Annotated in this window: 22 protein-coding genes; 8 read left to right on the top strand and 14 right to left on the bottom strand. The window is 65.0% G+C overall.

Annotated features, from left to right (window positions below; all coding sequences use genetic code 11):
* Positions 1 to 3: 3 nt before the first annotated feature.
* From CK230_RS01150 to CK230_RS01135, 4 genes are read left to right on the top strand one after another with little or no spacing between them, the layout of a single operon-like run.
* Complete coding sequence (locus tag CK230_RS01150) at positions 4 to 1,314, top strand: Coenzyme F420 hydrogenase/dehydrogenase, beta subunit C-terminal domain (protein WP_095815377.1); 1,311 nt, start codon at positions 4 to 6, stop codon at positions 1,312 to 1,314.
* Entirely contained in the window at positions 1,311 to 2,471 is a 1,161-nt protein-coding gene (locus tag CK230_RS01145) for an FAD-binding oxidoreductase (protein ID WP_095815376.1), read from the top strand. The genes CK230_RS01150 and CK230_RS01145 overlap by 4 nt, the downstream gene beginning before the upstream one ends.
* The gene (locus CK230_RS01140) at positions 2,468 to 3,751 is read left to right on the top strand and encodes a Zn-dependent hydrolase (protein WP_095815375.1); all 1,284 of its coding nucleotides are present in this window, start codon (positions 2,468 to 2,470) and stop codon (positions 3,749 to 3,751) included. Before CK230_RS01145 ends, CK230_RS01140 begins: the two co-directional genes overlap by 4 nt.
* A complete protein-coding gene (locus CK230_RS01135) occupies positions 3,748 to 4,413 on the top strand; it encodes an isochorismatase family cysteine hydrolase (protein WP_095815374.1) in 666 nt (221 codons plus the stop codon). The genes CK230_RS01140 and CK230_RS01135 overlap by 4 nt, the downstream gene beginning before the upstream one ends.
* Here CK230_RS01135 and CK230_RS01130 read toward each other — a convergent pair.
* The 9 genes from CK230_RS01130 to CK230_RS01090 all read right to left on the bottom strand — a co-directional run bounded on the left by CK230_RS01130 (position 4,398) and on the right by CK230_RS01090 (position 15,746).
* Positions 4,398 to 5,888 (bottom strand): D-aminoacylase, encoded by a 1,491-nt coding sequence (locus tag CK230_RS01130; RefSeq protein ID WP_095815373.1) that lies wholly within the window; start codon positions 5,886 to 5,888, stop codon positions 4,398 to 4,400. The genes CK230_RS01135 and CK230_RS01130 overlap by 16 nt on opposite strands.
* Positions 5,889 to 5,899: 11 nt before the next feature.
* Entirely contained in the window at positions 5,900 to 7,441 is a 1,542-nt protein-coding gene (locus CK230_RS01125; protein WP_095815372.1) for a trimethylamine methyltransferase family protein, read from the bottom strand.
* A gap of 72 nt (positions 7,442 to 7,513) precedes the next feature.
* Positions 7,514 to 8,482 (bottom strand): D-2-hydroxyacid dehydrogenase, encoded by a 969-nt coding sequence (locus tag CK230_RS01120; RefSeq protein ID WP_095815371.1) that lies wholly within the window; start codon positions 8,480 to 8,482, stop codon positions 7,514 to 7,516.
* A gap of 7 nt (positions 8,483 to 8,489) precedes the next feature.
* Positions 8,490 to 9,398 (bottom strand): dihydrodipicolinate synthase family protein, encoded by a 909-nt coding sequence (locus tag CK230_RS01115; protein ID WP_095815370.1) that lies wholly within the window; start codon positions 9,396 to 9,398, stop codon positions 8,490 to 8,492.
* Between the two features lie 9 nt (positions 9,399 to 9,407).
* Entirely contained in the window at positions 9,408 to 9,977 is a 570-nt protein-coding gene (locus CK230_RS01110; protein ID WP_095815369.1) for a hypothetical protein, read from the bottom strand.
* On the bottom strand, positions 9,978 to 12,833 hold the full coding sequence (locus CK230_RS01105; protein ID WP_095815368.1) for a 2Fe-2S iron-sulfur cluster-binding protein: 2,856 nt from the start codon (positions 12,831 to 12,833) through the stop codon (positions 9,978 to 9,980).
* Positions 12,830 to 13,096, bottom strand: coding sequence for a sarcosine oxidase subunit delta (locus CK230_RS01100; protein ID WP_095815367.1), 267 nt, complete (start codon positions 13,094 to 13,096; stop codon positions 12,830 to 12,832). The genes CK230_RS01105 and CK230_RS01100 overlap by 4 nt, the downstream gene beginning before the upstream one ends.
* Before the next feature lie 3 nt (positions 13,097 to 13,099).
* Positions 13,100 to 14,341 carry an FAD-dependent oxidoreductase gene (locus CK230_RS01095; protein WP_095815366.1) on the bottom strand — a complete coding sequence of 414 codons (1,242 nt, stop codon included), beginning with the start codon at positions 14,339 to 14,341 and terminating at the stop codon, positions 13,100 to 13,102.
* 7 nt (positions 14,342 to 14,348) lie between these two features.
* The gene (locus tag CK230_RS01090; RefSeq protein ID WP_245429778.1) at positions 14,349 to 15,746 is read right to left on the bottom strand and encodes an MmgE/PrpD family protein; all 1,398 of its coding nucleotides are present in this window, start codon (positions 15,744 to 15,746) and stop codon (positions 14,349 to 14,351) included.
* A gap of 170 nt (positions 15,747 to 15,916) precedes the next feature.
* Between CK230_RS01090 and CK230_RS01085 the strand changes: the two genes are divergently transcribed.
* From CK230_RS01085 to CK230_RS01075, 3 genes are all read left to right on the top strand, one after another.
* Complete coding sequence (locus tag CK230_RS01085; protein ID WP_095815807.1) at positions 15,917 to 16,810, top strand: LysR substrate-binding domain-containing protein; 894 nt, start codon at positions 15,917 to 15,919, stop codon at positions 16,808 to 16,810.
* Between the two features lie 175 nt (positions 16,811 to 16,985).
* Positions 16,986 to 18,641 (top strand): ABC transporter substrate-binding protein, encoded by a 1,656-nt coding sequence (locus CK230_RS01080; RefSeq protein ID WP_095815365.1) that lies wholly within the window; start codon positions 16,986 to 16,988, stop codon positions 18,639 to 18,641.
* Positions 18,642 to 18,791: 150 nt separating this feature from the next.
* Complete coding sequence (locus CK230_RS01075) at positions 18,792 to 21,209, top strand: FAD-dependent oxidoreductase (protein ID WP_095815364.1); 2,418 nt, start codon at positions 18,792 to 18,794, stop codon at positions 21,207 to 21,209.
* Positions 21,210 to 21,251: 42 nt separating this feature from the next.
* Here the strand turns inward: CK230_RS01075 and CK230_RS01070 are convergent, their stop codons facing one another.
* The 5 genes from CK230_RS01070 to CK230_RS01050 form a co-directional block, all read right to left on the bottom strand.
* Entirely contained in the window at positions 21,252 to 22,157 is a 906-nt protein-coding gene (locus CK230_RS01070) for an allantoinase PuuE (protein WP_095815363.1), read from the bottom strand.
* A gap of 39 nt (positions 22,158 to 22,196) precedes the next feature.
* Complete coding sequence (locus tag CK230_RS01065) at positions 22,197 to 23,273, bottom strand: histidinol-phosphate transaminase (RefSeq protein ID WP_245429777.1); 1,077 nt, start codon at positions 23,271 to 23,273, stop codon at positions 22,197 to 22,199.
* A gap of 215 nt (positions 23,274 to 23,488) precedes the next feature.
* Positions 23,489 to 23,671 (bottom strand): hypothetical protein, encoded by a 183-nt coding sequence (locus CK230_RS01060; RefSeq protein WP_095815362.1) that lies wholly within the window; start codon positions 23,669 to 23,671, stop codon positions 23,489 to 23,491.
* Positions 23,672 to 23,854: 183 nt separating this feature from the next.
* A complete protein-coding gene (locus tag CK230_RS01055; RefSeq protein ID WP_176479978.1) occupies positions 23,855 to 24,112 on the bottom strand; it encodes a hypothetical protein in 258 nt (85 codons plus the stop codon).
* 144 nt (positions 24,113 to 24,256) lie between these two features.
* A complete protein-coding gene (locus tag CK230_RS01050) occupies positions 24,257 to 25,141 on the bottom strand; it encodes a glycosyltransferase family 25 protein (protein WP_095815361.1) in 885 nt (294 codons plus the stop codon).
* Between the two features lie 78 nt (positions 25,142 to 25,219).
* On the opposite strand from CK230_RS01050, the gene CK230_RS32255 reads away from it, so the two are divergent.
* Positions 25,220 to 25,597: a hypothetical protein gene (locus CK230_RS32255; RefSeq protein ID WP_141245968.1), complete on the top strand. Its 378-nt coding sequence runs from the start codon at positions 25,220 to 25,222 to the stop codon at positions 25,595 to 25,597.
* The last annotated feature ends 81 nt before the right edge of the window (positions 25,598 to 25,678 follow it).

The following is a 25,678-nucleotide window of genomic DNA, read 5'->3' as shown; positions in this document are numbered from 1 at the left end:
TCGATGGGCCCGATCGAGACCAGATGCAGCCAGGACACGGCGCCGCTCGCGGCCGATCCGCTGTCGCTCGGCGAGATCGTCGAGAACGGTCTTTGCATCGGCTGCGGCCTCTGCCGGTCGACGGCCGGGCGCGACGTCGAGATGGTGATGACACCGGAAGGGCGCGAGCGGCCGGTGGCACGAAAGGCATTGGACAAGCCGACATTGGCGAAGATCAACGCCGTTTGCCCGGGAACGCGCATCGCCGGTCCGCCACCAGCGCAGATAAGCGAGGCTGCGTTGGCGGAAACGGTCTGGGGGCCTGTCGAACGGCTTGTACTCGGTCGCGCGGCTGACCCTATGGTCCGGTTCGTCGGCTCCGGCGGCGGCACTCTGACGGCGCTTGGCCAATTCCTGGTCAACTCGGGGCGCGTCAAGTTCGTGCTGCATGTCGCGGCTTCGCGCTCGATGCCGATGCGCACGGAACGCCGGCTGAGCTTCGACGCGGCCTCCGTGGTCGAAGGCGCCGGCTCGCGCTATGGGCCGGCGGCGACCCTGGTGGATTTCAACGACGTTCTCGACCGCGGCGAGCCCTTCGCGCTGATTGCCAAACCTTGCGACATCACGGCCGTGCGCAACCTGGCGCCGCTCGATCCGCGCGTTGACGAGCATATGCGCTATGCGCTCGCCTTCGTCTGCGGCGGCGCCTCGGACCTCACCAAGTCGGAGCAGGTGCTGCAGCGTTTCGGATTGAGCGAGGATGAGCTCGCGCTCTTCCGCTACCGGGGCCACGGCAATCCCGGCCTCAACCGCATCGAAACCAAGGACGGCCACGCCTTCGAGATCAGCTACCGGCAGCTCTGGGAAGACGAGGACAAATGGATGATCCAGCCGCGCTGCAAGATTTGTCCCGACGCGATCGGCCAAGTAGCGGATATCGCGGTGTCGGATGCCTGGCTGAACGGCGGACCGGCGGTCGAGGATGAACCGCTCAACGCCATCATCGTGCGGACTGAGCGGGGACGGGCGCTGTTCGATGCGACCGTCGAAGCCGGCGTGCTGGAGATCAAGCGCGAGAGCGGCATTGCCGAAATCAGCGAATTGCAGTCGCATCAGGTGCGCAAGCGGCGCGCCGTGTGGGCGCGGCTGAAGGGCATGGAGATCGCCGGCAAGCCGGTGCCTTTTGTCACCGACCTCGCATTGCGGGATTGCGCCGCGGAGAATTCGCCAGCCGCGAATCTGGCCGAAGGGCGAGGCGCCCGCGATCGCGCACATCGCGGCCGATTGGGCGAGTCGCCTGCCGTGCCGCGCGGATCAGTTTTGGGAGATCCATGAGCGAACAAACTGAAATCATTATTATCGGCGGCGGCATGGCCGGCGCGGGTGCAGCCTTCGAGGTTTCGCGTGACAGGAAGGTCGTGCTGCTCGAGCGGGAGAGCCATTGCGGCTACCACACCACGGGGCGTTCGGCGGCAAGCTTCACCGAGAATTACGGCAACGGCGTCATCCGTCGCATCGTGCTGGCCAGCCGCGCCTTCCTGACTGAGCCCCCCACGGGTTTTTGCGATTATCCGCTGCTTAGCAAGCGCGGCATGATCACGGTGGCGCGCGCCGACCAACTCGATCTCCTACGTGAGGACCTTGCGGCAGCGCAGGCCCTGGTCCCCTCCATCGTTGAAATGACGCCGGACGAGGCGATCGCGCGCGTGCCGGTGCTGCGCCGGGACTATCTTGCCGGCGCTTACATCGAACCGCACTCCATGGACATCGATGTCAACGGCCTGCACCAGGGTTTTCTGCGCGGCGCGCGAGCGCGGGGCGCGCGCATCGTCACCAAGGCCGGGGTGAGGGGCATCGGCAGGCATGGCGGCCAGTGGCGGGTGGAGACCGAAGCGGGACCATTCCTCGCGCCGGTGATCGTCAATGCGGCCGGCGCCTGGGGCGACGAGATCGCGGCGATGGCGGGTGTGCGTCCGGTCGGTCTGCAGCCCAAGCGCCGCACCGCCTTCAACATTCCCGCACCCGCGGGTGTCGACATTGCCGACTGGCCGCTGGTCAACGACGTCGGCGCGGAATTCTATTTCAAGCCGGATGCCGGGCAGCTGTTCGTCTCGCCGGCCGATGCGACGCCGTCGGAGCCGATGGACGCCTATCCAGAAGACATCGATGTCGCGATCGGCGCCGAGCGTCTGGAACGGGCAACGACGATCGAGGTGCAGCGCGTGTCGCGTTCCTGGGCAGGCTTGCGGACCTTCGTCGCCGACGGCTCACCCGTGGTCGGGCCGGATGACGAATTTCCGGATTTCGTCTGGCTGGTCGGGCAGGGCGGCTACGGCATCAAGACCTCGCCGGCGCTGTCGCGCATCTGCGCCAGCCTGATCGCCGGCGGTGGGCTGCCGGACGATGTCGCGAGGCAAGGCGTTTCCTCGGACGATCTCACGCCGCAGCGGCTGCGCAACGTCTCGCCCGAAGCCGGCAAGGTTGCTTCATGAACGGCGCCGCCCTTACGGCCGGGGGTGAACTGGCGGGGCGCATCCTGGATGCGCTCGCTGAAGCCACGACCGATGCGCCCGGCGTCACGCGCGTCGCCTACGGGCCGGGCGAACGCTTCGCCCACAACCTCGTGCGCGAGGAAGCGCAGAAGCTCGGCGCGGTTGCGCGCGTCGACGCGGCCGGCAACCTCTACCTGACGCTCAGCGGCCACGATCCGAACCTGCCGGCGATCGTCATCGGCTCGCATCTCGACAGCGTGGCGCATGGCGGCAATTTCGACGGGGCCGCCGGCGTCGTGGCCGGGCTGGCCGTGATGGCTGAACTGGTGGCTCAAGGCGTCCGATTGCAGCGCGATCTCATCGTGCTTGTGACGCGCGCGGAGGAAGCGGTTTGGTTTCCGCTGTCCTATCCGGGCAGCCAGGCGGCGCTTGGTCTACTCGATACCCAGGCGCTCGAAGCCAGGCGCTCGGACAGCGGCCGCACGCTGGCCGATCACATGCGGGAAGAAGGATTCGACCCCGACGCCGTGCAGCGCGGGGTTCCGGGGATTGATGCCAACCGGATCGCGGCCTTCGTCGAAGTCCATATCGAGCAGGGACCGCGCCTCGTCGCCGCGGGGGCGCCGGTCGGCATCGTCACCGGCATTGCCGGCGGGTTCCGCTATGTCGATGCGAAGTGCCTTGGCGCTTACGCTCATTCCGGCGCCGAGCCGCGCTTTGCCCGGCATGACGCCGTGCTCGGCTTTGCCGATCTTGTTGCCGCGCTTGAGATCGAATGGGATGCGCTCGAACACGAAAGGCATGAGGCCACCATCACCTTCGGCCGGGTTCAATCCGATCCGACGCAGCATGGCGGCAGCCGGGTTCTGGGGGAGCTTGGCTTCACGCTGGACGTACGCAGCGCCGAAGCAGCCATCCTGGATCGTGTCGAGGCAAGGCTGCATGAGATTTTCGCTGAAGTAGGCGCCAGGCGCGGCGTCACCTTCGAGCTCGGCCCGCGCTTTACTTGGGAGCCGGCGACGATGTCACCTGCGTGGATCGCGGGCCTGGATCACGCCGCGACCGAATTGCAGATGCGAGCGCCGCATGTGCCGAGCGGAGCGGGGCACGACGCGGCAACCTTTGCCGGCGCCGGCATTCCGACAGCGATGCTCTTCGTGCGCAACGAGAATGGCAGCCACAATCCGTATGAAGCGATGGAGATCGCCGATCTCGATCAGGCGATCCGGCTGCTCCTGCGTTTCGTCACCGATTTCGACAATTCCCCGGATCAGCCATGAATCTTACCAAGACCGCCCTGCTCGTCATCGACCTGCAGAATGAATACCGCCCGGGCGCGGCTTGGCCGGTCGTCGGCTATGACGCGGTGCTCGCCAATGCCGCTGCGCTGATCGAAGCCGCCCGCAAGGCTCGCGTGCCGGTCATCCATGCGCAGGCCTGGGTGAAGCCGGAGGAACGCGACGGCTATGCGCGGCAGGAGGAAATCCTGACCGAGGAATTCCGCTCCGCCGTCGCAGGCAGCGAAGGCGCGGATATCTGCGCCGAGGTGGCGGTGCTGCCCGGCGATATCGTCATCCACAAGCACTGGCCGAGCGCCTTCCGCCGGACCGATCTGTCGCAACGGCTCGCCGCGCTCGGGGTTGAAAACCTTGTTGTCGCCGGGGTGCTGACCGACAGCTGCGTGACGGAAAGCGTGTTCGACGCCGTCTATCAGGGTTTTCGCGTCTGGCTGGTCAAGGACGCCTGCGGCAGCATGACCGAAACCATGCACCGCACCGGCATGCTCGACATGGCGAACCGGCTCTATGGCGGCGGCATCCTGCGTCTGCACGAAGCACTGAAGGCGCTTGCTGGCCAGCCCTTCGAGGGCTGGCGCTGCACGCGGCCGGTGGAGTTCGCCTACACGCTGGAATCGGTCGATCGGATTTACGAGGCGCTGTGATCGGCGCCGCAGCCGCATGCGCCTCTGACGATCGGCTTTGAAGCCGAGGGTTTCAGGACCGAGCCCGGCAGCGCGCCCGTCGCTCGGCCGCCGCGCCACACCGATACGCCGTTGACGAAGACGTGCTCGATGCCGGCGGCGGGCCGACGCGGTTCCTCGAAGGTGGCGGTGTCGATGATCGTCTCGGGATCGAAGATGACGAGATCGGCGAAGTTGCCTTCAGCCAGCAGCCCGCGCTCAGCGATGCCGAACTCCTTCGCGGGCAGTCCCGTCATGCGGAACATGGCTTCCTCGAGGCTGAACAGACCAACATCGCGAGCATAGTGCCCAAGCACGCGCGGAAATGTGCCCCACAGGCGCGGATGCGGGTGGATGTCGTGCGGCAGGCCGTCGGAGCCGATCATTGTGCGCGGATGGGCGATGATGTTGCGAACATCGTCCTCGTCGAGCTGGAAGTAGACCGCTCCGGCCGGCAGCAGGCGCTGACCGGCCTCGCGCTCGGTGCAGTTCCATTCGCGCGCGATGTCGGCGATCTCGCGCCTCGCCATTTCCGGATGCGGATCGGACCAGGTGATGAGGATCTTCAGGCCGGTGTCGCAGCGCTCCAGCCGCAGCACGGTCGAACTCGCGGCGTAGGGGTAGACGTCCATGCCGATATCCATCGTGTCGCGCGCCCGGTCGATCCGCTCCAGAGATGGGAGGCTCTTGCCGAAATTGGCGCGCCCGGTGCACTGGTGGTGCGAGATGAAAAGCTTGCCGCCAGCATGATCGGCGATGTCGATCGCTTCCTCGATCGCCTCGTCCATCGTCTCGAAATAGTTGCGCGTGTGGGTGACATAGGGCCCGCCAAGGCCCGCCGCCGTGGCGGCCAGCGCCTTGACCTCCTCGGTCGACGAGTTGACGGCCGGCGGGTAGTCGAGCCCGGTGCTGAGGCCGAACGCTCCATCCGCCATCGCCTCGGCAACCGCGTCCTGCATCGCCCTCGTTTCCGCGTCGTTGGCCGGCCGGTCGGTCACCGGCATGCAGCGTTGGCGCAAGGTGGTGTGGCCGACGAGCAGGGCCGCGTTGGTGGCAATGCCGCGGCGCTTTAGTTCGGCGACATAGTCGGCAAAGCGGTCGAAGCGGAAATTCTCGCGGCCGCCGACCAGCGTGAAGGGCGGCGGTGGGGTCTTGTCGAGCAGCAGCGGCGCAAGGCTGACGCCGCAATTGCCAGCGATCACCGTCGTCACGCCTTGGCTGATCTTCGGGTCCATGCCGCCCGGCGCCAGCAGCGCGCCGTCGTCATGCGTATGCACGTCGATGAAGCCGGGCGCGACCACCTTGCCCTTTGCGTCGATCTCTTCGCTGCCTCGCGCGTCGTCGAGCCGGCCGATGGCGGTGATGCGGTCGCCGGTGACAGCGATGTCGGCTTGGAAGGATTTCGAGCCGTCGCCGGCGATCAGCGTCGCGTGGCGGATGACGAGATCATAAGGCATCAAGTAGTTTCCTAAGTTTCCGGATTGGCGGCGATCTCTTCGCGGCGGCGCGCGACATAGGCGTCGAGTTCCTCGCGGATCGCGGGATCCGTGACCGGCTCCTCATAGTCGTGCAGGGCCTGCTGCCAGAGCTCGGTCGCCCGCTCCAGCGCGTCCTTGCCGCCGGCCTCCTCCCAGGCGCCATGGTTTTGCCAGTTGGAGAGCATCGGTTGGTAGAACGCGGTGGTGTAGCGCGACATGGTGTGCTCGGCGCCGAAGAAATGACCGCCGGCCGGCACCGATTTGATCGCCTCGAAGCCGAGGTCGTCCTCCTGGAACGGCAGCGGCCGCAGGAACTCCATCATGTTCTGCAGGATCTCGACGTCGAGCACGAGCTTTTCGTAGGACGCCGTCAGGCCACCCTCCAGCCAGCCGGCCGCGTGATAGATCAGATTGGCGCCGCCCAGCACCGCGCCCCAGGTCGCCATCTCGGTCTCATAGGCCGCCTGTAGGTCGACGACGTTGGAAGCGTTCGCGTTGGAGGTGCGGTAGGGCAGGTTGTAGCGTCGCGCCAACTGCCCGGCGATGATGTTGGCCTTGGCATTTTCCGGCGTGCCGAAAGCGGGCGCGCCGGACTTCATGTCGACATTGGAGGTGAAGGCGCCGTACATCACCGGCGTGCCGGGATTGACGAGCTGCGTCAGCGTGATGCCAAACAACGCCTCGGCATTCTGCTGGCAGAGCGCTGCGGCAAGCGTCACCGGCGTCATCGCCCCCATCAGCGTGAAGGGCGTGACGGTCACCGGCTGGCCGTGCTCGGCCATGGCGATCAGGCCTTCGGCCATCGCGTCGTCGAACAGGCGCGGCGAGTTGATCGAGATGATCGTGGTCACGCCGGGCGAGGCGCGCATTTCCTCGACCGAGATGCCGCGCGCGATGGCCATCATCTTGATCCCGTCCATGGCGCGGGCGCGACCGATCGCGGTGCAATGGAAGGAGAGGTCGCTCAGCGTCAGATTGGCGTGGTAGGTGTCGAGATGGCGCGAATTGGCCGGCAATTCGATCGGCGCCACCACCTGGTTGCCGATGATGTGGATGGCGTTGAAGTGGTGCGCCAGCCGGATGAAGTTCTGGTAGTCGGGGAGGTTGCCTGGACGGCGGCCGTTGATGCGGTCATGCACGTTGGGCGGACCGGCGACCAGGCCGAAAACCAGCGAATTGTCGCCGAGATGGACCTGCTTGTCGGGATTGCGGCTGGTCAGCGTGAAGGACGAGGGAACGTTGCTCAGGGCTTCGGTGACGATGCTCTCGTCGATGCGAATGGTGTTGCTGTCGCGGTCGACAATGGCGCCGGCCCTCGCGAACAGGTCCATCACCTTCTCGCTCATGACGCGAATGCCGAGCTCCGAGAGGATGCGCATCGACGTCTTGTGCAACTGATCCATGCGCTCTTCGTCGAGGAGCTGCATCGGGGGGTAGGGATTTTTCACGCTCTGCCACGGCAGTTGCGCGATGCCGCCGCCACTACGTCCGAGCTTCGATCGGCGGCCACCGCCACGCCTGTCCTGTGACATAGCATTCCCCTTCGATTCTTGTTCTCGCAATTCCGGACGGAAAACCGCTGCGCACTTTTCCTGGAATTGCTTTCAGTACCCGCGTCCCGGATTGACCACATTCTCCAGCGGCTCGCCTTTGCGGTAGCGCGCCAGATTGTCGGCGAACATGCGCACCGACCTTATGTCCCAGCCGTCATAGACCGCCGCGCAATGCGGCGTGACGGCGACTTTGTCGTAGCCCCAGAGCGGATGCTCCGCCGGCAGCGGCTCGGTCGCGAAGACATCGAGCGCCGCGCCCTTGATCTGCCCATTGTCGAGCGCACTGAGCAATGCGGCTTCCTCGACGACGCCGCCGCGCGAAATGTCGACGAGCACGGCGGACGGTTTCATCGCGGCGAAGGCGGCCTCGCCAAGCAGGCCGCGCGTTGTCGGCAGCAGGGGCACGCAGCAGACGATGAAATCGGCGCGGCCGATCAGTGCCAGCAGCGCGTCGGGGCCGTGAACCTCGTCGAGCGACGGCATCGGCTTCGGCCGCGCGCGGATGCCCAGCGTGTGCATGCCCATCGCCCGCGCGCGGCGCGCGACGGCTTCGCCGGTCTTGCCGAGGCCGAGGATCAAGACGGTCTTGCCCTCGATCGGCTCGACGCGGCCGCCACCCCATTGGCGGGCCTGCTGGCGGCGTTCGAAGCCGCGCAGATCGAGCGAGAAGGAAAGCATGGCGCCGAGCGCATATTCGGCGAGCATGCCGGCAGCGACGCCGGCCGAGTTCGTCACGGTCACATGCGCCGGGTCCCAGCGCCCGAGGTGGTCGGTGCCGGAGCCGCCGATCGACACCCATTTGACCGTCGGGCTTTCGACAAGGGCTTGGCGCGGGTAGCGCGGCGTGCCGTCGAAGCGGATCGAATAGACCACTTCCGCCGCGGTCCGCTCGATCAAAGCGGGGAGGCCGGCATAGGTGTCGCAGGCATGGACTTCGAGGTCAGGATGCGTCTCGGCGAGAACGGCAACCGCGCCGGCCGGTTTGTCGGTGTGCAGGATGATTGTTGGGCGCGCCGACATCGCAACCTCAGCTATGGCGGATATGGTCGGCGGCGCTGCCGAGGGCGGCAAGCAAAACCCTGCCGTTTTCCAGCGTCGCATTCTCATGCGGCGCGCGCAGGTTCAGCCACCGCCGGTCGCCGGACTTGACCGCAAGCACCGCCTTCATCGCCGGGATCAGCCCGGCATCCTGGATCACCTTCCGGAAGGCCTTGATAGCGGCATCCGCCTCGGTGACGTCCTCGCCCTTCTTGGCCGCGTCATAGAGGCGGCGGATGGCGGCGGCGTTCAAATTGACGGTCGCCGAAATGCAGCCGGCGGCGCCGCTGGCGAGACCCTTGGTGAGCTGCGCCTCGGAGCTCGGGAAGACGGAAATATCGGGCGCGGCGGCGATGACGGCAGCGGTGTTGTTCCAGTCGCCGGCGCTGTCCTTGTAGGCGACGACGGTGTTCGGGAACGCCTTGCTCAATCGCGCCGTCTGGGCGGGGCTGACCGGTACGCCGGAATTCTGCGGGATGTGGTAGAGGATGACGCGCATCGAAGGCTTTGCCACCTTCTCGATCAGCTCGCTGTAGTAGCGCGCCTGACCGTTGTCGCCGGCGCCGGTGTAGAAGAAGGACGGCAGCACCATGACCGCGGCGCAGCCGAGGCCGACGGCATGCGCCGACAATTCGACCGTTTCGGGCAGGGCGGTGACGCCGGTGCCGGGCATCAGCCGGTCCGGCGCGATGCCGGCCTCGACCAGCCATTCCAGCGCCTGCATGCGCTCGCGCAAGGACACCGAGAGCGCTTCGCCCGTCGTGCCGAAAGGCGAGAGGAAATGCGCGCCCTGACCGAGCACCCATTTGGCGTGGGATATCCAGAGGTCGCGCGCAATGCGGCCGTCGTCTTCGAACGGCGTCAGGATCGGGGCGATGGTTCCTTGCGGGCGGGTCATGGCTATCCTCTATGCTGTGTGGCCGGCCACGGCCGCGACGGCGCGGGCGAAGTAGGCCGAAGCGGTGATGTCGAAGAGTATGTCGAAACCCTTCGGCGAACGAAACGTCACGGCTTCGATATGGCCGACGCGGGTCTGAGCGATGTCGTCGGCGCCGAATTTTTGCGGTCTCAGGTCCAGCGCGCAAAGCGCGCTCATCGCTTCGGCAAGGCGAGGACCGGAAAGGCGCGTCCATGCCCAGCCTTCCTCGCGCCATGACGAGTAACCTTTTGGCGCCGGCGCCGCCTGCCAGGCGGCCTTGACCTGGGCGAGCGTCTCGCCCGCGTCTTCGGCCAGAAGCAGGATATCCTCGTTGCCGAGGCGCAGGATCCGCATGCCGCGATGGTCGCCGATGCGGTTGACGGCGGGCAGCGTCAAGCCCTGCGCGGCAAGCCAGTCGGCGCTGCCGCCGCCCTTCAGGCCGAAACGCGGGCGGTCGGTGAGGTCGCTCAGCATGATCGCGCCGGAAACCAGCTTCGTGCCGTCGGCCGCGCCGCCGGGCATGAAGGGGTAGATGCGAGCAGCGGTGCCGGCGGCCATCTAGATCTCCTGCCGCGCGTTGGTCGGGTCGAAGAAGGCGTGGGCGACGACCGGAGCTTCGACCAGCTCGCCGTTGCGGCACTTCACCGTCACGCTGCTGCCTTCGGCCTGGTCGTCGACATGGACATAGGCGAGCGCGATGTGTGTCCCTAGCGATGGTGAGTATCCCACCGAGGTGATCTGGCCGACAGGCATGCCGCCGCGCAGCACCAGGCAGCTCTCGCCGGGAATGTTGCGGGCGCCGGCGGGGAATTGCAGGCCGACCAGCTTGCGGGTCTGGCCGAGCCTCGCACGCATCTCGATGGAGCGCTTGCCGACGAAGAACAGCTTCTTCTTCGACACGGCCCAGCCGAAGCCGAGCTCATCGGGCGTGGTGATCGCATCCGTGTCCTGGCCGATCAGGATGTGGCCTTTCTCCAGGCGCAATATGCGCGACGCTTCCAGTCCGTAGGGGCGCAGGCCATGCGGCTTGCCGGCGGCCATCACCGCGTCCCAAAGTGCGGGCGCCAGGCTCGAGGGGCAATGCAATTCGTAGCTGAGCTCGCCGGTGAAGCCGATGCGCATCACGCGGACCGGCACCCCAGCGAGGGTGCCTTCCCGGCCACTGAGATAAGGGAAGGCGTCGCGGCTGAAATCGATGTCGCTGTCCAGCGCCTCAAGCACCATGCGCGCCTTGGGTCCGGTGACGTTGAGGCCTGAGAAGGCGCCGGTGAGGTTGAGCACGTCGACCTTCAGGCGCCACTCGGCATTCCAGAACAGCATGTCGGCATAGACGCGCGCGACGGCTCCGGTGGTTGCCGTCACGTAGAACTGGTCCTGCGCCATCCTATAGGCGACACCATCGTCGATCACCGAGCCCATCTCGTTGAGCATCAGGCAGTAGCGGACGCGGCCCACCGGCTGGTTGGCATGCGCCATCGTATAGAGGCGGTCGAGAAACTCGCCGGCGTCCGGCCCGCGGATCTCCAGCTTGCCGAGCGTCGAGACGTCGAGCAGGCCGACGCCCTCGCGCACGGCCAGGATTTCCTCGTGGACGGCTTCCTCAGCCTTGGTTGCGCTGCCGTAATGATAGGGCCGCCACCAGGCGCCGACCGGCCACATCGCGGCGTTCAGCGCGATGTGCCGCGCATGCAGCGCCGTGCGGCGCTCCAGCACTTCGTGATGGCCTGCGAGCACGCCGAGCGTTTCCGGCCCCACCGGAGGACGCGCCGTGGTGATGCCGATCTCGCCGATCGTCCGGCCGGTTGCCTCCGCGACGATCCGGGCGGTCGCCAGCGCCGAATGGCGTCCCTGGCTCGGGCCCATGCCGACAGTGGTGAAGCGCTTGACCAGCTCGATCTCGCGATAGCCGTCCTTGGTCGCGTTCTGCAGATCCTTGACCTGCAGATCCTCGTCGAAATCGACGAAGTCGCGTCCCTTGCGATCGGCGACGATCGGCTGCACATAGCGTGGCCGGGCGCTCTTCGGTGTGGCCGGAGGTTCTACCGCCGCTGCATGGCCGAGTTGCGAAAGCGCGGCTGCCGCCGCGCGCCGGCCGCTGGCGACGGCATCCTCGATCTCGTCCGTGCCGGCAACGGAGCCGGCGAGATGGACCGGACCTTGCGGCAGCGTGATCGTCATCATCTGCGTGGCGGCGTCGTAGCCGACCTTGCCGCCGGCCTGACACGGCAACTGCCACGCTGGCGCCTGGCCGATCGAAACCGTCAGCAGCTCGCAGCCGATCCAGCTTCCGCCGACACGGACGCGGGCGAGGTGACGATTTCCGGCCGTGCCTTCCGCCGCCTCGATAGTCGCGCCTTTGCGGATGGCGACTCCCTTGCCGCGGAGTTCGGCTTCCAGCGGACCGGCCTCATCAGCGGATCGCGGATCGACAAGCTCGACGACCGACACGCCTGCGTCCAGCAGATCGAGCGCCGTCCGGTAGCCCTCGTCGTTGGCCGCCAGCACCACGGCGCTCTGACCGGGCCGCACGCCATAGTGCCGGATCAAGCGCTGTGCGGCGCCGCCGAGCATGATTCCCGGCAGGTCGTTGTTGCGGAAGACGGCCGGCTGCTCGATGGCGCCAGTCGCAAGGATCACCTCCCGGGCGCGTGTCCGATGGAGTCGATCGCCCTGGATCAGCGGCAGCCAATTGTCTTCGTACCAGCCATTGCAGACGGTGCCGGTCAGCACCTTGAGATTGGGCAGCGTCTCCAGCCGCGACCACAGGCCGGAGAGGATGGCCGGATCGTACCGGCCATAGCTCAGCGCGCCGCCGATCTCGGGGTTCTCGTCACACAGCACCACGTCGGCACCGGCCTCGGCGGCGGCAATCGCGGCGCTCAATCCCGCCGGTCCGGCGCCGACGACGAGCACGTCGCAATGCAGATGCGTCTTGTCGAAATGCCGGTGCGGAGCCTTGGTGTCGACCACGCCGAGGCCCGCCTTGCGGCGGATCATCGGCTCCCAGAATTTCAGCCAGCTGTCGCGGCGCGGCCCCATGAAGGTACGATAGTAGAAGCCGACCGGCAGGAAGCGGCCAAACCTGTCCATGATGGCGTCGCGGTCGCGCTCGAGCGAGCCGTTGACGTTCTGCGCGCTGACCCGCAGCCCTTCGCTGATCGGCGTGCGCTCGGCCGCGACGTTCGGTTCGGACGGCAGTTGCAACAGCGCGTTGGCGTCGGCTCCGGTCATCGACAGGATGCCGCGAGGACGGTGATATTTGAACGAGCGCGACAGCGCCCATTGGCCGGAAGCGGCGAGCGCGCTGGCGATGCTGTCGCCTTCATAGCCTTCGAAGGGCTTGCCCTCGAAGGTGAAGCGGATGCGGCGGCTTCGATCGATCCGGCTTCCGAAAGGGGCGGGCAGCCGGTTCATGCGCGGTCCCGCAGTTCGGATGCGTCGAAGGTGCGGATGATCTCGTTGCTGACGAGATCGCGCTCGGCCAGGAAGAAATAGTTGCTCGGCACGTGCCGCCACCACTCGACCACGACGCCTTTGCGGTTCTCGGCGCGAAACAGATGCCGCGACCAGTCCCTGTCGGCAGTTGCGTTCGGGTCGGGCCTCGCGCGCACCGGGCCGAAAGACTGGAACTCGTCGATGTTGCGCGGGCCGTTCATGGGGCAGGTAAGCAGTTTCATCGGTCAGTGGCTCGCCGCGGTCGCCCCCATTTCATTGAGCAGCCTGAAGGTCTCGAACCGCTCCAATGCAAAGGGTTTCAGGATGTCGGGCACGCGGCCGTCGGCGATGGTCTGTGCCATGCGCTTGCCGGCGACAGGAGTCGCCTTGAAGCCCCAGGTGCCCCAGCCGCAATCGAGCCAGAGATTGGTGAGTGGGCTAGCACCCATGATCGGGCTGTAATCCGGCGTCATGTCGGTGATGCCGGCCCATTGTCTCAGCAGCCGCACGCCTTGCAGAAAAGGGAAGAGGTGGACGGCGCCCTCGGCGAGGTGCTCCTTCATGTCGAGCGTCGAGCGCGTCGAGTAGAGCTGGTAGGGATCGGAGCCGCCGCCGATGACGACCTCGCCGCGCGATGACTGGACGAGATAGGTGTGCAGCGAGACCGACGAGACCAACGTGTGCAGCCAGGGCTTTAAGGGTTGGGTCACCATCGCTTGCAGCGGATAGCAGCGGATGGGAAGCTCGACGCCGGCCATCAGCGCTACGTCGTAATTCATGCCGCCGGTGGCGATCAGCACCTGGCCGCAGGCGATGCGGCCCCTGTTCGTTTTGACGACCTGGACGCGGTCGCCGACAATCTCGAAGCCCTGCACTTCGGTGCGCTGGTGGATCTCCGCGCCGCGCCGCGACGCCTGCGCGGCATAGCCCCAGGCGACGGCATCGTGGCGCGCCGTTCCGCCATCGGCATGCCAGAGCCCGCCGAGGATTTCGAGCGGACCGCCATAGTCCATGTTGATGAGCGGGCAGAGCTCCTCGACGCCCTTCTGGTCGACGACCTCGGTGCGCGTGCCCATGTGCTTGCCCATTTCTGCGCGCATGTGGAAGCTGCGCATCGTCGCCTCGGTATGCGCAAGCGTGAGCTGCCCCCGCTGCGAGAACATGACGTTGAAATCGAGCTCTTGCGACAGCCGCTCGAACAGCTCGACGCCCTCCTTGTAGAAGGCGATGCCTTCCGGCGTGATGTAGTTGGAGCGGATGGTGGTGGTGTTGCGCGCCGTGTTGCCGCCAGCGAGATAGCCTTTTTCCAGCACTGCCACGCTCTTTATGCCGTGGTATTTGGCAAGATGATGCGCGCAGGACAGTCCATGCCCGCCGCCGCCGATGATGACGACGTCGTAGGCCGGCTTCAGCTCGGGCGTTGCCGGGATGTCGCCGCTGACCGGATAGTCCCTGCTGAGACCGTATTTCAGAAGCCTGAGGGGCATTGCGCGCTCAGCTCGAAGTCGTGGGAGGATCGTAGAGCAGCGCCGAGAGATCGGAGAAGCGGCTGTCGCGGTCGTCGAGCGAAAGCACCGCGTCGCGGATCGCCGCGGCGCGGCCGGACCCGAGCACGGGCGCGGCGAATTCCACGTATTTGGCCTCGACGTCCTGCTTGGTCATCGGCGCTTCCGGGCCGCCGCGCGCATGCACGTCGCCCGACATCAGCACGCGTCCATCGTTGGTCGTGATGACGACGTCGGCCCAGCGGCCGGCCGGGAAGCGGGCGCTGTGGCGCTCGCTTTCGGTCACCGTGATGCGGGTGAGCATGTCGGCGACCGCGGCATCGGCGAGGCCGGCACCGGAAATATGCTCCAGCCCGATGCGCCGGTGGATGATGAAGGTCGCGACGGCGAAGCGCAGGCTGTACTGCGCTTTGGAGGTCGTGTCCGGCATGCCGTCGAACAGCGTGGCCGCATAATGGAAGCTGTTGACCTGGACATGGGCGATGTCGGAGGGGGCGAGATTATGCGCCACGCAAAGTCCGCGCACCGCGTCGATCGCCGCATGCGCCCAGCGGCAGATCGGATAAGGCTTCACATACTGATGCAATGATTGCCAGAAAACGCCGAGGTCCTGCCAATGCGTCGCGACTTCCGGCGCCTCCACTGTGATCGCCGGCGCTCCGGTGAAGCCGCGTTCGGCCAGCACCGCCGCCGAGAGGCCGATGAGGGCACCGGGGCCGGAGCCGTCATGCAACATCGTGGGCGTGGCGATCTCTCGCATCATCTGGCTGCGCGGGCCGTGATACTCGGCAATGCCGAGCGCCTCGCGCAATTGCGTTTCGTCGAGACGCCGCAGCCGTGCCGCGATCGCCGCCACGCCCAAGGCATTCCAGGCGCCGGACGTATGATAGTCGCTGACCGTTGCATGCAAGGCTATGCCGGCCCGGCCGGCGACTTCGTAGCCGATGACCAGCGACGCCAGCGCTTCCGGCCCGCTGAGGTCGGGCCTTGCTTCCGCAAGCGCTGCAAGCGCCGGCATCACCGCGACGCCGATATGGCCCTTGGTCGGGCTATAGCCGTCATGGCCATCAAGGTTGTCTGTCTGCGTGGCGACCGCGTAAGCCGCGCCTGCGATGCTAGCGCGACGCCCGTCGAAGAGCATCCGGGCCGAGTATTGCAGATCGTTCGAACCGTAGAGCAGCACGGCGGCATCGCGGGCAATCCGGCCTGCTTCCATCGGTCCGGCGGCGGCGGCGATGCCGAGCGTGTCGAGCAGAAGGTAACGGGCCTGTTCAAGCACCGGCTGAGGGAAGACGGAAGCGGGACGCCGCAGCACGAAATCGGCCAAACGCGTGAATGTATCGGAGCTGACGACAGGCCCCTCACGCCGGTACGACGGCACAGCCACGCGCTTCTCTCCCCTGTCTCTTCACAACATCAATAAATTGGGTTCATCGCGCAGGCACGCGATTAGTTTGGCGGCTTTGACCAAAAATATTGATGCCATGTCGCTTGTCTGCGATTGAAAGGCCGATTGCCCATGCGATAGCTATGCCGACTACGCAGCTGGAGACCGGGATGAAGCCGCCACCCCCCTTGAACTATATCCGTTCGTTCGAGAGTTCGGCCCGCCATTTGAGCTTCACCACGGCGGCCAAGGAACTGGGCTACACGCAAGCCGCGGTCAGCACGCATGTGCGCGCGCTCGAACACTATATCGGCCGGCAGCTCTTCATCCGCTATCCGCGCAGTCTGAAGCTGACCGAGATGGGGGAGGCCTTCCTGCCGACCTTGCGCCAGGCGCTCGACCAGATCGACCAGGCGACCGAGGCGATCGTCGCTTCCTCGCGCAACCGCACCGTGGTCGTTTCCTGCCCGATGAGTCTTGCCGAGAACTGGCTGGCCGGCTGCATGGCCGCGTTCCGGAAAAAGCATCCTGAGATCGAGATCGTGCTGCACGGCACGATCTGGGAGGACATCAGCGAGCAGATCGCCGACATCACCATCTCGACGCGGCGCTTCGACGACCGGCCGCCCGCGGCCATTCCGCTCTGGAACGACGAGCTGGTCCTGCTCTGCGCCCCGAGCATGCTCGAGGGCGAGCATGCGCTGAAGACGCCGCAGGACATGCTCAAGGTGGACTGGATCTTCGTGCATGGCCGCCAGGAATACTGGCAGGTTGTCACTGAGGCGCTCGGTGTCGATATGGAGGACCATGACAAGGGCTTGTCGACCAACGCCTCCAACATCGCGCTTGAGCTCGCCGCCATGGGCGCAGGCCTGGTCGCCACGCAGCGTTCGCTCTCACACGCCTACATGGATCGCGGGCTGCTCGTCGAGCCGTTTCCCATACGGCCGCCAAGCCCCTGGAACTACTATCTAACCGAGAGCCAGCTTTCGAAGGGAAACATCGCGCGTACGGTCAGGGAATGGATCCTGTCCAGGGCCAGGGAAGACGCGGCACGACCGTAGCTCTGTTCCGCCTTCAAAAATTTGGCGAGCCAATGGCATTGTTTTTTTAGGCCTCAGCGGCCGGCTTTCTGCGGTTTGTGAAGGATCGAGCCCTTCCGGGATTTTTGCATCGCCCCTAACATGCGTGCCGCAAGGGGAATGCAACGGGCAAAAAGCCCTGAACCGGAGAACAACGATGACAATGTTCAAGAGCAACGGTGACCGCGTCCCGGCGATCATCGAAAGCTACGCAGCCGAAGTCAAAAAGGGCGGCATGGACCGCCGCGAATTCCTGGCCATGGCAAGCGTGATGGGCGCTTCCACGGCGCTCGCCTATTCGATGGCGGGGATCGAGCCGGCCAAGGCCGCCGCACCCTTGCCCGGCAAGAAGGGCGGCATCCTGAAGATGCAGATGATCATCAAAGACATGAAGGATCCGCGCAGCTGGGACTGGTCGGAAATCGCCAATGTCATGCGCCAGTGCAATGACTACATGATCCGCTACACCACCGACTTCACCTTCGAGGGCCATCTGGTCGAGAGCTGGGAGGTGAGCGACGACGCCACCGAATACACGCTGCACCTGCGCAAGGGCGTGAAATGGTCGAACGGCGACGACTTCAACGCCGACGACATCGCCTACAACATCGCACGCTGGTGCGATAAGGCGGCCGAGGGCAATTCGATGGCCGGCCGCATGGGCTCGCTGATCGATGCGACCACCAAGAAGGCCGCCGCCGGCGCCATCACCAAGGTCGACGACCATACGGTGAAGCTGAAATGCAACCAGTCGGACGTCACCATTATCCCGGGCTTTTCCGACTATCCGGCGGTCATCGTCCATCGCGACTTCGACAAGAGCGGCGCCGACATGCTCAAGACGCCCGGCACCGGCCCCTATGAGCTGATCTCCTACAAGGTCGGTGAATCGGCCTCGGTGCGGCGGCGCAAGGACTTCACCTGGTTCGGCGGCGAGCCCTATCTCGACGGCGTCGACTGGACCGATTACGGATCGGACGCCTCGAACCCGGCCATCGGCAGCGCCTTCGAGGCCGGCGAGATCGACTGCAACTACCAGACGGTCGGCGGCACGGTCGATCTCTATGACAGCATGGGCCTGGTCAAGGAGCAAGTGGTCACCGCCGGCACCATCGTGTTGCGCACCAACGTGACCAACAAGCCTTACGACGACAAGCGGGTGCGCAACGCCATCCAGCTCGCAGTCGACAACGAGACCGTGTTGAAGCTCGGCTATAGCGGCCTCGGCCAGGTCGCCGAAAACCACCATGTCTGCCAGATCCATCCGGAATACTACGCGCTGCCGAAAGTTCCGCGCGACCTCGCAAAGGCAAAGGCGCTGATGGCCGAGGCCGGCCAGACGGATCACGAGTTCGAGCTGATCTCCTACGATGCCGACTATGTGAAGGACCCGGCCGACGTCGTCGCCGCGCAGATGCGCGACGCCGGCTTCAAGGTCAAGCGCACCATCATTCCGGGCTCCTCGTTCTGGAACGACTGGACGAAATATCCGTGGTCAACCACCGACTGGGGCATGCGGCCGCTCGGCGTGCAGGTGCTGGCGATCGCCTATCGCAGCGGCGAGGCCTGGAACGAGTCGGGCTACGCCAATCCGGAGTTCGACAAGAAGCTCAACGCGGCGATGGCCGTCGCCGATCCCGAGAAGCGCAAGGAGCTCATGAAGGAGGTGGAGTTCATCCTGCAGGACTCCGGCATTCTGGTCCAGGCGTTCTGGCGCTCGCTCTACCGCCACCATGCCCCTTACGTGAAGAACCTCGGCATGCATCAGACTTTCGAACTGCAACTGGACAAGGTCTGGTTGGACAAGGCCTGAAACCAGGTCAATCAAAGCAATGGTCAGGGGCGCTTTTTGCGCCCCTGACTTAGCCGGCGACTGCGCTTGATCAGTCAGCTAAATGAAATACCAAAAGCGCTGCAAGAGAGCGCCAAACAAGTCGCCGAACCAAGGGAAGAAAGCTCAACTATGCGTACTCATGCACAAGCCGTTGTCATTGGCGGCGGTCTGATCGGCTGCTCGATCCTCTATCACCTCGCCAAGTTCGGTTGGACGGATGTCGTGCTTCTGGAGCGCAGCGAGCTGACCTCGGGTTCGACATGGCACGCTGCGGCCAACATCCACGGCCTGCATGATTCCACCAACATCAGCCGCCTGCAGCATTATACGATGGCGCTCTACAAGGACCTGGAGGCCGAGACCGGCCAGGGCTGCGGCATCTTCCAGCCGGGCTCGCTCTATCTCGCCCAGACCGAGGCGCGCGAGCATCAGCTGAGGCTCCAGGAAGCCAAGGCGCGGCGCTACAAGATGAATTTTTACGAGGTCGGCCGCGACGAGGCGGAGCGGCTGCATCCGCTGGTCGATTTCGACGGCATACGCTGCATCATGTATGAGCCGGAGGGCGGCAATGTCGATCCGTCGGGCGTCACCGCCGCCTACGCCGCGGGCGCGCGCCAGCGCGGCGCGGAGATCCATCGCTTCACGCCGGTGACAGCGACCGAGGCGCAGGCTGACGGTAGCTGGATCGTGCGCACGCCGAAGGGCGATATCCGCGCGCAATGGGTGGTCAACGCCGCTGGACTGTGGGGCAGGGAGGTCGCCGCCATGGCCGGCTTGCAGCTGCCGCTGATCCCGACCGAGCACCAGTATTTCGTCACCGAGACCATTCCCGAAATCGCCTCGATGGGCCGGCGCCTGCCGTCGGTCGCCGATCGCGACGGCGAATATTACCTGCGCCAGGAAGGCCTCGGGCTGCTCATCGGCGCCTATGAGCGCAACATGAAATTCTGGGCCGAGGCAGGCACACCGCTGGATTTCGGCCACGAACTGTTTCCCGACGATATCGACCGCATCGAGGAAAACATGATGCGCGCCGTTCAGCGTGTGCCTGCGGCCGCCACCGCCGGCGTCAAGAAGGTGATCAACGGCCCGATGATCTGGTCGCCGGACAGCGCGGTGCTGTTCGGGCCGGCGCCCGAGCTCAGCAACTATTTCTGCTGCAACGGCATCATTCCCGGTTTCTCGCAATCGGGCGGCATGGGCAAGCTCGCGGCCGAGTGGATGATCGAGGGCGAGCCTTCGCTCGACATGTTCGGCTGGGACATGGCGCGCTTCGGCCATTGGGCCGGCAAGGCCTTCACCAAGGCGCGCGTGCAGGACCAGTACAGCCACCGCTTCAAGATCCATTTCCCGAACGAGGAGCGCGCCGCGGGCCGACCGGTGCGGACGCGGCCAGCCTATGAAATGCAGAAGGAGATGGGCGCCGTCTTCGGCCTCAATTTCGGCTGGGAGCATCCGCTGTGGTTCGCCGCGGAAGGCGAGCCGCGCGAGGAAACGGTCGGCTTCACGCGGCAGAACTGGTGGGGGCCGGTGGGCCGCGAGGCGCGCATGCTGCGCGAGCATGCCGGCATCATCGACATCTCCAATTTCGCCAAATACGAAGTGAAGGGCCCAGGCGCGGAAGCCTGGCTCAACGCGATCTTCGCCAACCGTATGCCGACCAAGGTCGGCAACTCCTGTCTCACGCCGCTGATCGGCAAGCGCGGCGGCATTGCCGGCGACTTCACCGTGACCAGGCTGGCGGAGGACGAGTTCATGGTGATCGGCTCGGGCATGGCCGAGCGTTTTCATCAGCGCTTCTTCAAGTCGGTGCCGCTGCCGGAAGGCACGACCTTCCGCTCGCGCACCGAGGATCTCGGCGGCTTCAACGTCGCCGGGCCGAAATCACGCGAACTGCTGCAGCGGCTCACCAATGACGACCTGTCGAACGAGGCCTTCCCGTTCATGCGCTCGCGCCAGATCACTGTCGCCGGCCTCGACGTCGTGGCGCTGAGGGTCTCCTTCACCGGCGATCTCGGCTGGGAGCTGCACTGCCAGGCCGCCGACCAGGTGGAGCTCTACCGCGCGCTGCTCAAGGCAGGCGCGGAAGTCGGCGCCGGACCGGTTGGCTCGCGGGCGCTGATGTCGCTACGCGTCGAGAAGGGCTATGGCAGCTGGAGCCGGGAATACTCGCCGGAATACTGGCCGCAGGAGGTCAAGCTCGATCGCCTGATCAAGACCGATAAGGACTTCCTCAACCGCGAAGCCTATCTCGCCGTCGCCGAGAAGCCGGCGCGCGACGAGCTGATCATGCTTTCGGTCTCGACCAAGGATGCCGACGCCACCGGCGGCGAGCCGATCTTCCTGCCGGACGGCACGCCGATCGGCCAGGTGTCGTCAGGCGCCTATGGCTATTTCGTCGAGCAGTCGCTGGCGATGGGCTACGTCAAGGCGGGAACCGCCAAGGCGGGCGACAAGGTGACCGTCGCCATTCTGGGCAGGCCGCATGACGCGGTGCTGCTCGCGCATCCGCCCTTCGACCCGGAGGGCAAGCGGCTGCGGTCGTAAGGGCCGTCGTCAGGGGAACTGGCGGCGCCGCCGCCGGTTGGCTCAGCCGCCGAAGCGGCCCAGCCAGTGGCGGGCAAGGTCGGAGCGGCGGCAGACCCAGACGTCTGGGTTGGCGGTGATCTTGTCGAGAAAACGCTCCAGCCCGATCATGCGGCCGGGACGCGCCGCCAGCCGGCAATGCAGCGACACCGTCATCATGCGCGGGGTCCTTTGGCCCTCCTTCAGCAGCCAGTCGACGCCGTCGCTGACATAGTCGAAGAACTGGCTGCCGGTCTCCAGGCCTGAACCACGCGCAAAACGGCTGTCGTTGTTGTCGAAAGAGTGCGGCACGACCAGATGCCGTTTGGCGCCGACATCGACGAAATAGGGAAGGTCGTCGTTGTAGTCGTCGCAGTCGAACAGGAAGCCGCCATGCTCGACCACCAGCCGGCGGGTGTTGAGGCTTGGCCGGCCGGTGTACCAGCCCAGCGGATCGATGCCGGTGATCTCGCGGACCGTGTCCACCGTCATGGCAATGTGTTGGCGCTCTTCCTCTTCACTGAGCGGCGCGTAGTCGATCCAGCGCCAGCCATGGCAGACGATGTCGCTGCCAAGCGCTGCGATCGCCTTGCCGGCGGCGGGGTTGAGCTCCAGCGCGCGCCCGACGACATAGAAGGTGGGAACAACACCCTTGTCCTGGAACAGCGAGAGCAGCCGCCAGACGCCCACGCGCGAGCCGTATTCGTAGAGCGATTCCATGTTGCGGTTGCGCATGTCCGGCACGGCGGGCGACACGGCAAGGTCGGACAGGATCGTCTCGGAAACGCCGTCGCCTTCGCCGATCGAGTATTCAGCACCTTCCTCGTAGTTGACGACGATGTTGAGCGCCAGCTTCGCGCCGCCCGGCCATTCAGCCTGCGGAGGCCGCTCGCCATAGCCGATGAAATCGCGGGCGGGCAGATACGGCATGTCTGACGTCACGTCTCGAAATCCCCTCGGATGAAGCCCTTACCAGCATTGCCGGCCGCGCAGCGCAATGAGCGCGCGCAGCGTGCGGTCCATGACGTCCTGCGGCCCGATCGTGATGCGCAGGCAATCCGTCAGGCCGTAACCGGTAAGGCCGCGCACGATGATGTCGGCGCCGCGCAAGGCGTTGTCGGCGGCCGCCGCTGCCGCCTTATCGGCAAAGCGGACCAGGACGAAATTCGTCCGGCTTTCCGGGACCTCGTAGCCGGCCGCCCGCAGGCCTTGCGCGAAGCGATCGCGAATATCGGACGTACGGGCCACGATGGCACGCATATAAGCCTGGTCCTCAACGGCCGCGACGCCCATGGCGAGGCTCACCGTCGAGACCTGGTTGGAGTTCTGCATCTTGCGCACTTCGGCGGCGATCTGGGGCGCGAACAACCCCCAGCCGATGCGCGCGCCCGCCAGCCCGTATGCCTTGGACAGGCTGCGCAAGACGACGGTGTCGCCGCGTCCGGCCAGCGCGAAAACGGCCTGCGGATCCTGGTCGTCGAATTCGCCATAGGCCTGGTCGATCATTAGGAGAACATCGCCGGGAAGCGCCGCGCGCAGGCGCAGCAGTTCGGAGTTTGTGATGCGCGTGCCGGTCGGGTTGCCCGGGTTGCAGACGAAGACGATGCGCGTCGCTGGCGTGAGCGCCGCCAGGATGGCGTCGATAGAAACCTCAAAGCCGCGCTCCTGCGCCTTGACATAGGTCGCCCCGACGCGCGCGGCCGCCGAGGCGGCGAAATTATAGGCGTAGCTTGTGGCGAGCACGTCCGCGCCCGGACCGCCGAAGGCCGCAATGGTGCAGGCGATCAGCTCCATCGAGCCGGCGCCGCACAGGATAAGATCGCGCTCGACGCCATACGCTCTGGCGATCGCGTCGCGCAGCAAGGTCCAGTCCGGGTCGGGGTAAAGGTGGCTGCGCGCCACGGCGTCGCGGCCGGCTTCGATTGCGCTTGGGCTAGGCGGGAAGGCGCTCTCGTTTTGAGCCAATGTCGGCCTGTCATAGCCGCCGAAATTCGCCAGCGCGAAAGCGGACATGGCCTCGATATGGGCGGTGGCTTTCAGGGGCACGGCATAAAGGTCCGGCTATCGGCTTATTCGCAAGGTGTTACGAAGAGCGAGGCTAAGGCAGGGCGGTCGAGCGGCAAAGCAAAATTCGCCGGCACAATGGCTATGGGATTTTGGCCCATGCGGGTGGGGAGGCGGCGCATGGACTCTCGTCGTTAGCCGGGCCAACCGGGGATATCGTGATTGTCATCAACTCGCCCTGCGAGGGCGTTCAGGGTTTATTTAAATGCGTCGCGGTTGACAGTGATGGCTGGAGGCTTCCACCCGCCGCCTCCCGGCATGTCCAACGATGCGTTACGGAAACTCCGCTCGACTTCGGCGGTGTAGGTGCCGTCGTTCTCGAAGCGGTCCCAGAGAATGAAGCCAATAATGAGCGCGATGACGAACAGGGGCCAACGCATCGGACAGTCCTCAAATGCCCGATCGATATTATCCGCCTGCGGGTCAACAAATACAAGTCTTTGCTAATATATGCCGGCATGGCCTGACAACCGCGTAGGATGACAGTGCACAAATTGCTGTGAAGGCTATTGATCAAGCCCCAACGCTTTTGGATTTACGAACACGAGGCAGGTCGCAAACGGCTACATGTCGTATCGGGGGACCAGCTTCGGCGACCGCAGTTCCTGGGCCATCTTTGCCGCTTGGAAGACTGTCATAAGAACGTAGGTCGTTTCACCTTCGGTCGAGTTTATAGCCAAGACCACGCGGCCAATCTCGTCGCTCATGGCGCACGACCAGTCTTTGACAGCAATCGCCCGTTTTTCCGCCATGTGCCCCTGCCTTCCCTTCGCCAGGTTATTTGGCGTCGTGAAGACCAGCAATTTGGACTGAATGCCCATTCCGTTGGGCCTAATGTCACTCTCCCTTTTTTGACGCGATACCCGTGCCTTTCAGATCCAGCGCCCGGCTCAGCGCCAATGAACGCCGATGTTCCCATCACGCGGTGCTGCAGCCGGTCAGGATGACGGGAGCCCCGCGCGCGGTTACTCGCCCTGCAGTTCCGGAACATGCTCGTTGATGCTGTCATCCACAATCGCCTGATAGCTGGCATGGATCGAAGGTAGCGGGGACACGCGCCGGCGCTCCGCATGCCCGAACGATTTCCACTTGGCGCTGGCAAGTCGCAGCTGGCCAATGGCCCTACGGACGAGCAGCCTGGGGTTGCTAATTTTCCGGCTAAGGCTCATGTCCCGGGTGATCGTCGTTGCTCCCAGGCGGGGCAGATGACGGCCGAATATCCCACGCATCTTATCCATAGGCGCGGCAAAGCCGGGATCGGCCTGCAACCGCCTCACCCCTCGAGCATTCCAGATATAGATGTCGGCGATCGGACCCCGGCGGCCGATATCCGCGACGAGCCGGGTTGCAGCATCGGGCGTTAGAAAATAGGCTCCCGAGCCACTCGTTCCAATCAGCATCTCAAAGATGCGGCAATCCCCGAGCCCTTCGAGCGTCACGGGTTCAGTCGACAGATGCCGCAAGTCTCTACGCGCTTCGAGATTGATCGCGACGGCACCTTTTACCGCTGCGGCATGACGCAGGAAGGCGGCGATCTCGGGGGCGAGCACCACGTCGTCTTCCAGGATCAGCGTGTTCACGCCGCTCCTGGTCACCTGCTGCCAGCACGCTTGATGGCTAAGCAGGCAGCCCACTTCAGACCGGCTTAGAGGACGTTCCCACAAATAGGCGTGCTTGCGGAATTCGTCGTCGGGCAGCAAAGCTCCATCGACAGCCTCCAGCCTTCGGAACGTCATCCCGATCCGCCGAAACTGCCTTTCCTGAAGCCTCAACCTGTCTACGGATCCATTCAGGTTTATCAGAAGGATATCCGTCGTGCCGGCTGTGCTTTCTATTTCGGTCAAACCCATACCCGATGACACCCCCGGCGGATTAGCGCGAATTCAAATGACGCATCCATTGGCCTCGTTGGACCTTTGCCAAGGCCTTTGATCCATCTGGACGAGGGCAATCGCGCATTGCGTTTCGACCTTCAAGCCGATCCGGGCTTCGCGGCGACCGGAGGTCTGTCGTCGGCCTGCTCCGGAATGAATCTAAGTGATTCAAATTTAAGCTGGCAATCTTGCTCGCATTTTGCTTTTGTTTGTACCGGTTCGGGAGATCGCGAAATGTTTTCGTCGTGGAAGATGATTGTATTGATGTCCGGCTTATCCGGTTTGATCGGCACCACAGCGATAAGTTACTTGTTGGCGCGAGTCGGCTTTGGTGACCGTGCTAGTATACTGGTCGCCGCTACTGTGATGTGTGCTGTTTGTTCGGTGGCAGGCTATCACGAAGGAATTGAGGAAGGCATTAGCGCCGCCTGACGAACAATAACCTTTTCCGAAAGAGCAGGGGTCTCCTAGCGCTGGTTCAGTGTCTTTGCGAATGGCTGGCGGATACCGGAG

The organism is Mesorhizobium sp. WSM3859 (assembly GCF_002295065.1).
Lineage (GTDB): Bacteria > Pseudomonadota > Alphaproteobacteria > Rhizobiales > Rhizobiaceae > Mesorhizobium.
Note: the sequence above shows the minus strand (reverse complement) of the source record. Positions and strands in the feature narration are given on the sequence as shown.

Bases quoted from the DNA above. Each gene is read 5' to 3' on its own strand.
- CK230_RS01150 (WP_095815377.1), top strand. From the start codon at position 4: ATGGGCCCGATCGAGACCAGATGCAGCCAGGACACGGCGCCGCTCGCG.
- CK230_RS01145 (WP_095815376.1), top strand. From the start codon at position 1,311: ATGAGCGAACAAACTGAAATCATTATTATCGGCGGCGGCATGGCCGGC.
- CK230_RS01140 (WP_095815375.1), top strand. From the start codon at position 2,468: ATGAACGGCGCCGCCCTTACGGCCGGGGGTGAACTGGCGGGGCGCATC.
- CK230_RS01135 (WP_095815374.1), top strand. From the start codon at position 3,748: ATGAATCTTACCAAGACCGCCCTGCTCGTCATCGACCTGCAGAATGAA.
- CK230_RS01130 (WP_095815373.1), bottom strand. From the start codon at position 5,888: ATGCCTTATGATCTCGTCATCCGCCACGCGACGCTGATCGCCGGCGAC.
- CK230_RS01125 (WP_095815372.1), bottom strand. From the start codon at position 7,441: ATGTCACAGGACAGGCGTGGCGGTGGCCGCCGATCGAAGCTCGGACGT.
- CK230_RS01120 (WP_095815371.1), bottom strand. From the start codon at position 8,482: ATGTCGGCGCGCCCAACAATCATCCTGCACACCGACAAACCGGCCGGC.
- CK230_RS01115 (WP_095815370.1), bottom strand. From the start codon at position 9,398: ATGACCCGCCCGCAAGGAACCATCGCCCCGATCCTGACGCCGTTCGAA.
- CK230_RS01110 (WP_095815369.1), bottom strand. From the start codon at position 9,977: ATGGCCGCCGGCACCGCTGCTCGCATCTACCCCTTCATGCCCGGCGGC.
- CK230_RS01105 (WP_095815368.1), bottom strand. From the start codon at position 12,833: ATGAACCGGCTGCCCGCCCCTTTCGGAAGCCGGATCGATCGAAGCCGC.
- CK230_RS01100 (WP_095815367.1), bottom strand. From the start codon at position 13,096: ATGAAACTGCTTACCTGCCCCATGAACGGCCCGCGCAACATCGACGAG.
- CK230_RS01095 (WP_095815366.1), bottom strand. From the start codon at position 14,341: ATGCCCCTCAGGCTTCTGAAATACGGTCTCAGCAGGGACTATCCGGTC.
- CK230_RS01085 (WP_095815807.1), top strand. From the start codon at position 15,917: ATGAAGCCGCCACCCCCCTTGAACTATATCCGTTCGTTCGAGAGTTCG.
- CK230_RS01080 (WP_095815365.1), top strand. From the start codon at position 16,986: ATGACAATGTTCAAGAGCAACGGTGACCGCGTCCCGGCGATCATCGAA.
- CK230_RS01075 (WP_095815364.1), top strand. From the start codon at position 18,792: ATGCGTACTCATGCACAAGCCGTTGTCATTGGCGGCGGTCTGATCGGC.
- CK230_RS01070 (WP_095815363.1), bottom strand. From the start codon at position 22,157: ATGCCGTATCTGCCCGCCCGCGATTTCATCGGCTATGGCGAGCGGCCT.
- CK230_RS01060 (WP_095815362.1), bottom strand. From the start codon at position 23,671: ATGCGTTGGCCCCTGTTCGTCATCGCGCTCATTATTGGCTTCATTCTC.
- CK230_RS01055 (WP_176479978.1), bottom strand. From the start codon at position 24,112: ATGGGCATTCAGTCCAAATTGCTGGTCTTCACGACGCCAAATAACCTG.
- CK230_RS01050 (WP_095815361.1), bottom strand. From the start codon at position 25,141: ATGGGTTTGACCGAAATAGAAAGCACAGCCGGCACGACGGATATCCTT.